This is a genomic window from Micromonospora phytophila (assembly GCF_023656545.1).
GTDB lineage: Bacteria > Actinomycetota > Actinomycetes > Mycobacteriales > Micromonosporaceae > Micromonospora > Micromonospora phytophila.
In genome coordinates, this window is record NZ_JAMOKF010000313.1 from 1 (window position 1) to 6,486 (window position 6,486).

Consider the following 6,486-nt stretch of genomic DNA (forward strand, 5'->3'; position numbering starts at 1 on the left):
GCGTGACCTCGGTGTCGCGTCCCTCCCCCACCGGAACATCATCGCGGTTTCCCGGGGCCGCCACCGGCGCAACGGATCGGTCGGCGTGTCGGGCTCGCGTTCGCCCCGGGCGCGCCGACCCGGCCCGGACGCGCCGGGGCCCCGGGCGAACGCGCGCCCGGGGCCCCGGCGGAGGACCGACCGGTCGGATCAGGTGACGTTGGCCAGGAACTCGCTGTAGAACAGGCCCAGGGCGATGGCCACGCCGATGCCGGCGATGATCCAGAACCGGACCACGATGTTGACCTCACTCCAGCCGGCGAGCTCGAAGTGGTGCTGCAACGGCGACATCCGGAACACCCGCTTGCCGGTGGTGCGGAACGAGATGATCTGGATCACCACCGACATCGTGATGATCACGAAGAGCCCGCCGATGATCGGCAGCAGCAGGATCGTCCGGGTGGACATCGCCATGCCGGCGATCAGGCCACCGAGGCCCAGCGCGCCGGTGTCGCCCATGAAGATCCGCGCCGGCGAGGTGTTCCACCAGAGGAAGCCGACGCAGGCGCCGGCCGCCGCCCCGGCGATCAGGGCGATCTCCAACGGGTCCCGGACGGCGTAGCAGTAGTCCTGGGTGTAGTTCGGGTCGGCGCACCAGTGCCGGTACTGCCAGAACGCGATCAGCGCGTACGCGCCGAGCACCATCACCGACGCGCCGGTGGCCAGGCCGTCCAGGCCGTCGGTGAGGTTCACCCCGTTGGTCGCCGCCATCACCACGAAGATGATGACGATCACCGAGGCGACCTTGCCGATCTCCAGCGCCGGGATGTCCCGGATGAAGCTGAGCGTGGTGCTGCCCACGGTCTCCGTGTTGGTCGCCGCGCCCGTCGCGTCCTTCATCGTGCTCGGGAAGTAGAGCGCGACCACGCCGAACACCGCGCCGACCAGGATCTGGCCGAGCAGCTTGCCGCGCTTGTTCAACCCGCCGCTGTGCCGCTTGCGCACCTTGAGGAAGTCGTCGATGAAGCCGACGGCGCCGGAGAAGACCATCAGCCCCAGCAGCACCAGCGCGGTGATGGTCGGCTCGACCTGGGCGATCTGCGCGTCCGGCAGGGTGGTCAGGGCCAGGTGGCCGGCCACGTACGCGATGACCGTGGCGATGATGAACACCACGCCGCCCATGGTCGGCGTGCCCTTCTTGCCCTGGTGCATCGCCGGGCCCTCGGCCCGGATCGGCTGCCCGGCCTTCAGCCGGGTGAAGACCTTGATCGCGATCGGGGTCATGAAGAGCGAGATCAGGAAGGCCACCCCGACGGCGACGATGACCGCCCTCACGCCGTGCCACCCTCGGTCGCGACCGCCGGGCCCGCGGGCTCACTGCCCGCGCTCCCGCCGAACCCGTCCCCGGTGGCGGCGTCGGCGCGCAGCGCGTCGGCCACCTCCCAGGTGCGGTACCGGGAGCCCTTCACCAGGACGACGTCGCCCCGCCGTAGTTCGCTCCGCAGCACCTCGACGGCCGCCGCCTGATCGGTGAGCAGCACCGACTCTCCTCCCCAGTCACCTACCGATGTCGCGCCCTCGTGGATCGGCGCCGCCGGCTCGCCCACCACGAGCAGCCGGTCGACGCCCAGCTCGGCCGCGAGCCGGCCGACCTCGGCGTGCCCGTCACGTTCGAACGGGCCGAGCTCGGCCATGTAGCCGAGCACCGCGACAGTTCGCCGCTCCCGCCCGATGCCGGCCAGCGCGCGCAGCGCGACCGCCATCGAAGCCGGGTTGGCGTTGTACGAGTCGTCGATCACGGTCACCCCGTCGGTCCGTTCGAAGACGTCCATCCGACGGGTGGAGACAAGCCCCAGCGCGCCCAGCGCGGTGGCCAGCTCCGCCAGGGGCATGCCCAGCTCGCGGGCCACCGCCGCGGCGGCGAGGCAGTTGGAGACCTGGTGCCGCCCGGTCAGCCCGAGCCGCACCGGCGCGCTCCCCTCCGGGAGCACCAGGGTGAACGACGGCCGGCCCCGGTCGTCCAGCGTCACGTCCTCGGCCCGCACGTCGGCGTGGGCGGCCTCGCCGTAGCGCACCACCCGCGCCACGGTGCGCGACGCCATCGCCTCGACCAGCGGGTCGTCGGCGTTCAGCACGGCCAGGCCGTCGGCGGGCAGCGCCTCGACCAGTTCCCCCTTGGCCAGTGCGATGGTCTCCCGGGAGCCGAACTCGCCGATGTGCGCCACCCCGACGTTGAGCACCACGGAGATCCGCGGCGGCACCACGTCGCAGAGGTAACGCACGTGCCCGACCCCGCGGGCGCCCTTCTCCATCACCAGGTAGCGCGTCTCGGGCCCGGCCTGCAACGCCGTGTACGGGTGCCCCAGCTCGTTGTTGAACGAGCCGGGCGGGGCGACCGTCGGGCCGAGCCGCGCGGCGAGCTGGGCGATCAGGTCCTTGGTGGTGGTCTTGCCCGACGAGCCGGTCAGCCCGATCACGGTGAGGCCGGGCAGCCGGTCCACGACCGCCCGGGCGAGCCGGCCCATGGCGGCCAGCGCGTCGTCGACCAGCACCATCGGCACCCCGGGCACCTCGCGGGTGCCGAGCACGGCCACCGCGCCGGCGGACACCGCGCCGGCCGCGTAGTCGTGCCCGTCCACCTTCTCCCCGGGGAAGGCGACGAAGAGCGCGCCCGGGCGCACCTTGCGCGAGTCGAACTCCACCGGACCGGTGACCCGGGTCTGCGGGTCGGCCGCGACCAGCCGCCCGTCGACCGCCGAGGCGACCTCGGCCAGGCTCAGCGTGATCACCGCTGACCCTCCCGGTCGGCGAAGCGGGCGCGCAGCGCGTCGGCCAGCTCGGTGCGGTCGTCGAACGGGTGCACCTCGCCGGCGACCTCCTGTCCCTGCTCGTGTCCCTTGCCGAGCAGCGCGACCACGTCGCCGGGCTCGGCCAGGCGGACCGCCTCGTCGATCGCCGCGCGACGGCCGGCGACCTCCACGATCCGGGCGTCCGCGCCGGCCCGCCGCTGCACCCAGCCCTGCTCCACCAGCCGGCGCACCAGGTGGGCCGCGCCGGGCTGGGTCACCCCGAGGACCTGACCCAGCCACTCGGCCGTCGCGCCGGGCTGGTCCTTGAGCACGACGACCGCCTCGGCGAGCGCGCCCCCCGAGCCGGCCGGGCCGGTGACGGCCGCCCGCACACGGGAGTTGACGAGCAGCGCGAGCGCACCGAGCAGGTTGGGCGCGTCCTCCTCGGGTAAATTCATAAGTTATGAATCTACCGGGGCGCGCGGTTCTCGTCATCGTCCTGATGAACCTCGCGCAGCTCCCGGTGGCGATGCGGCAACTGCTCATCGTCCTGATCGGCCACCACAACACCGGCAGCTTCGCCACGGCCGGAATGGCCAGCGCGGCCTGCGGGATCGGGTTGGCCGTCACCGCTCCCCTGTTCGGCCGACTGCTGGCCCGGCTCGGCGACCGGCCGGTCCTGCTCGCCTCCGGCCTCGTCCACCTGGGGGCGCTGCTCGCACTGGCGACGACGACCCGTCCGGTCGCCTTCGTGGCCCTGGCCGCGGCGGCCGGACTGGCCACGCCGCCGGCCCTGCCCAGCGGTCGCGCGCTCCTGCCGACCCTGGTGCCCCCCGCCGCGGTCACCCGCGCCTACGCCGTCAACGCGATCGGGCTGGAGCTGCTCTACATCGGCGGTCCGCTCGCGGTGACCCTGAGTCTCGTGCTGACCGGTCCCGGCGGAGCGCTGCTCGCCTTCGCCGCCGTCGGCACCGCCGCCCTGGCCGCCCACGCCGCCGTCGTCCCCGGTCGCGCCACCCGCGCCCCCGACCTGCCGGAAACCGGGCGGACGGCCGTGGCCCACGGCACCGTCCGCACGCTGCTCGGGGTGCACGTCGGATACATGACGTGCATGGGCGCGATGTGGGTGCTCGTCCCCGCGTTCGCCACCGGCGTGGGGCACGCCGACCAGGCCGGAATCCTGATCACCGTGTGGTCGGTGGGCAGCCTGGCGGGCGGCCTGGTCCTCGCCCGACGCGGCCGGTTGCGCAGCCCTGGCGCCGCGTACGTGGCGCTGCTCGCCACCCTGGCGTCCACCTCGCTGGCGCTGCTCCTGCCGCGCACCGTGCCGCAGATGGCCGTGGCCGTCGCGATCTTCGGCCTCGCGCTCGCGCCCTGGCTCGCCGTCACCGACGAGCTCATGGCCCGGGCGGCCCCCGCACCACGTACCGCGGAGGCGTACGGCTGGTTGCAGACGGCCGGGCAGCTCGGCCTCGCCCTCGGCTCCTCAACGGGTGGCGCCCTCAACGACCGCCTCGGTGCCGGGCCCACCTTCCTGCTCGTGCCGGTGGCGCTGGTGGTCGCCCTCGCGCTCGCCCTCGCCCGGCGTCGGCACCTACGGGGCGCCGCCCCGGCCGCCGACGAAGCAGACCAGCCCGCCACGATCGACTCCGGCGCCTCCGGAACGAGCGCGCGGGGCTGAGGTGTGGTTTCGACCCCCTCGACCCGGGTAGCCCCTGCCGACCGGGCACCACCGACGGGAGGCGCAGGGGTGAAATTCCAGGCACGTGACGGTGAGCTGCCGGTCGACCCGGAGCACGCCGAGGACGAGGCCGGCCAGGCCAGGCTGGTCCAGGTCGAGGCGGACACCGAAGTCCCGGCGCCCGACGATTCGACGCCGGCGCCCGACCTGGTCACCGAGGACGACGGGTCGGGGCTGGCCGGCGGCGCGTCCGGCAGCAGCAGCGGCGGGTCGAACATGCCCGGCCACCCGGACGCGGCCCGCTGACGGCCGGCGTTTGCGATCACCCGAGCCGGGCAGGAGTGCGGCATGACCGACGAGAAGCGTTTCGACCTCACCGCCACCGACGAGCCGGACGGCGCCACCGCCATGCAGGCGTCGCTGCGGCCGCCCGGCGAGTCCCTGCACACCACCGACGACACCGGCGACGACTTCGCCGACCTGCCGGCAGAGGACCGACGCTCCGCCCGGGAGATCAGCCGCGCCGGATACGACGTGGACGAGGTCTCCGGGACGGTGGACCCGAGCCGCGAGGAGTGAGCCGCCGAGGTCCCGGGTCAGCGGCCGGCGGGCACCGCCGCGGCCCGGGCCTCGGTCATGCCCCGGTTGGCCAGGGCGTCGGCGCGCTCGTTCTCGGGGTGGCCGTTGTGCCCCTTCACCCACAACCAGGTGACCTCGTGCCGGGCGCACGCCGCCTCCAGCCGCTGCCACAGGTCGGCGTTCTTGACCGGCTGTTTCGCGGCGGTCAGCCAGCCGTTGCGCTTCCACGAGGCCAGCCAGCTGGTGATGCCGTTGCGCACGTACGTGCTGTCGGTGTGCAGCTCGACCACGACCGGACGGGTCAGGCTCTCCAGGGCGCGGATGGCGGCCATCAGCTCCATCCGGTTGTTGGTGGTCGGGGTCGCCTCGCCGCCGCAGAGCTCCCGCTCGTGCGTGCCGTAGCGCAGCAGCACGCCCCAACCGCCCGGGCCGGGGTTGCCGCTGCACGCCCCGTCCGTCCAGATCTGCACGACCCTGCCGGCCGCCGCGTCCACCACCATGTCGGCAACCTACCGAAGGTCCACCCGCTTCCCGGCGCGCGGGTCACGGGTCGCGGAAGGCGGTTTACCGGCCCCGCTGACCGTCCGCGTCGGCCCGGCCGTCGGGGGCGTCGTCGACCACCGGCCGCGGGACCGTCCACGCCGCCCGCCGCGACGGGCCCAGGCGGTCGCGGAGCCGGGCGGCGGCGTCACCGGCGGTGGCCGCCACCATCGGCAGCAGCCGGGTGGAGCTCATCAGCGCCACCTCCTCCGCGGGGGTGGTCGCGCCGTCGAGGAAGCGCAGCACCCGCTCGGCCGGGTTGCGGTCGAAGAGCCGGTCGAAGAACTCCGGGCCGCCGACCCCACCGCGGTCCAGCGCCCGCAGCGCGACCGCGTCCATCCACAGGTGACGACGGGGGTACGCGGGCGCGGGCACCGGGGGCCGGCCGGCGGCGACGGCGCGGGCGATCTGCTCGGCCTGGCGGTGCATGGCGGAGAAGGTGAATCCGGTGGAGGGGCGGGTGGCCCCGCCGGCCGTGCCGAGGCGCACCACGCGGGGCGAGGGGCGGGCGTCGAACGGGCCGTCGGTCATCGGGATCACGCCGTTCTCCACCTCCCGTACCCGCAGCCGGGCCGGGTCCAGGCCGAGCAGGTCCCGGTAACCGCTCAGCGCCGCGTCGTAGCCGGCGTCGGTGAGCAGGTCGGGTGAGAACTCGGTGTACTCGACCAGGGCGTAGCGGCTGCTGACCGGCAGCACGTAGCCGAACGACACGCCCCGGGCCGGTTGCGGGGTGCGGAAGTCCATCAGGACGGCCCGCCCGGGGTCGAAGACCGGCGCGTCGGCCTCCAGCCACCAGCCGCGGAAGTGTTGCAGCCAGTTGGTGCGGCCGGGCCGCCGGGGCGGTCGGGGCCGGGAGTCCAGGACCCAGGAGGCGCGGACGGTCGGCGCACCCCCGCCGGTACGCACCTCGACCCGTTC

At 74.3% G+C, this 6,486-nt stretch carries 7 protein-coding genes and 1 pseudogene; 3 read left to right on the plus strand and 5 right to left on the minus strand.

Features of this window, described 5'->3' with window-relative positions; translation table 11 throughout:
* Positions 1 to 189 precede the first annotated feature (189 nt).
* From mraY to NCC78_RS32125, 3 genes and pseudogenes are all read right to left on the minus strand, one after another.
* A complete protein-coding gene (gene mraY, locus NCC78_RS25830; RefSeq protein ID WP_250797708.1) occupies positions 190 to 1,314 on the minus strand; it encodes a phospho-N-acetylmuramoyl-pentapeptide-transferase in 1,125 nt (374 codons plus the stop codon).
* Positions 1,311 to 2,768, minus strand: a complete 1,458-nt coding sequence (locus tag NCC78_RS25835) for a UDP-N-acetylmuramoyl-tripeptide--D-alanyl-D-alanine ligase (protein ID WP_250797710.1) — start codon at positions 2,766 to 2,768, stop codon at positions 1,311 to 1,313. Before NCC78_RS25835 ends, mraY begins: the two co-directional genes overlap by 4 nt.
* Positions 2,765 to 3,142, minus strand: a pseudogene (locus tag NCC78_RS32125) (MarR family transcriptional regulator); the annotation flags it as partial. The pseudogene NCC78_RS32125 and the gene NCC78_RS25835, both read right to left, overlap by 4 nt.
* Before the next feature lie 89 nt (positions 3,143 to 3,231).
* Here NCC78_RS32125 and NCC78_RS25845 point away from each other — a divergent pair.
* The 3 genes from NCC78_RS25845 (at position 3,232) to NCC78_RS25855 (ending at position 5,028) form a co-directional block, all read left to right on the plus strand.
* The gene (locus tag NCC78_RS25845) at positions 3,232 to 4,449 is read left to right on the plus strand and encodes an MFS transporter (protein WP_250797711.1); all 1,218 of its coding nucleotides are present in this window, start codon (positions 3,232 to 3,234) and stop codon (positions 4,447 to 4,449) included.
* A gap of 69 nt (positions 4,450 to 4,518) precedes the next feature.
* Positions 4,519 to 4,755, plus strand: coding sequence for a preprotein translocase YidC (locus tag NCC78_RS25850; RefSeq protein ID WP_250797713.1), 237 nt, complete (start codon positions 4,519 to 4,521; stop codon positions 4,753 to 4,755).
* Between the two features lie 42 nt (positions 4,756 to 4,797).
* Entirely contained in the window at positions 4,798 to 5,028 is a 231-nt protein-coding gene (locus NCC78_RS25855) for a hypothetical protein (protein WP_250797714.1), read from the plus strand.
* A gap of 17 nt (positions 5,029 to 5,045) precedes the next feature.
* On the opposite strand, the gene rnhA is transcribed toward NCC78_RS25855, so the two are convergent.
* Together rnhA and NCC78_RS25865 are read right to left on the minus strand one after the other, a co-directional pair.
* The gene (gene rnhA, locus NCC78_RS25860; protein WP_250797715.1) at positions 5,046 to 5,528 is read right to left on the minus strand and encodes a ribonuclease HI; all 483 of its coding nucleotides are present in this window, start codon (positions 5,526 to 5,528) and stop codon (positions 5,046 to 5,048) included.
* 64 nt (positions 5,529 to 5,592) lie between these two features.
* The coding region (locus tag NCC78_RS25865; protein ID WP_250797716.1) for a lycopene cyclase family protein at positions 5,593 to 6,486 on the minus strand (894 nt) is incomplete at its 5' end.

Bases quoted from the DNA above. Each gene is read 5' to 3' on its own strand.
- NCC78_RS25845 (WP_250797711.1), top strand. From the start codon at position 3,232: ATGAATCTACCGGGGCGCGCGGTTCTCGTCATCGTCCTGATGAACCTC.
- NCC78_RS25855 (WP_250797714.1), top strand. From the start codon at position 4,798: ATGACCGACGAGAAGCGTTTCGACCTCACCGCCACCGACGAGCCGGAC.
- rnhA (WP_250797715.1), bottom strand. From the start codon at position 5,528: ATGGTGGTGGACGCGGCGGCCGGCAGGGTCGTGCAGATCTGGACGGAC.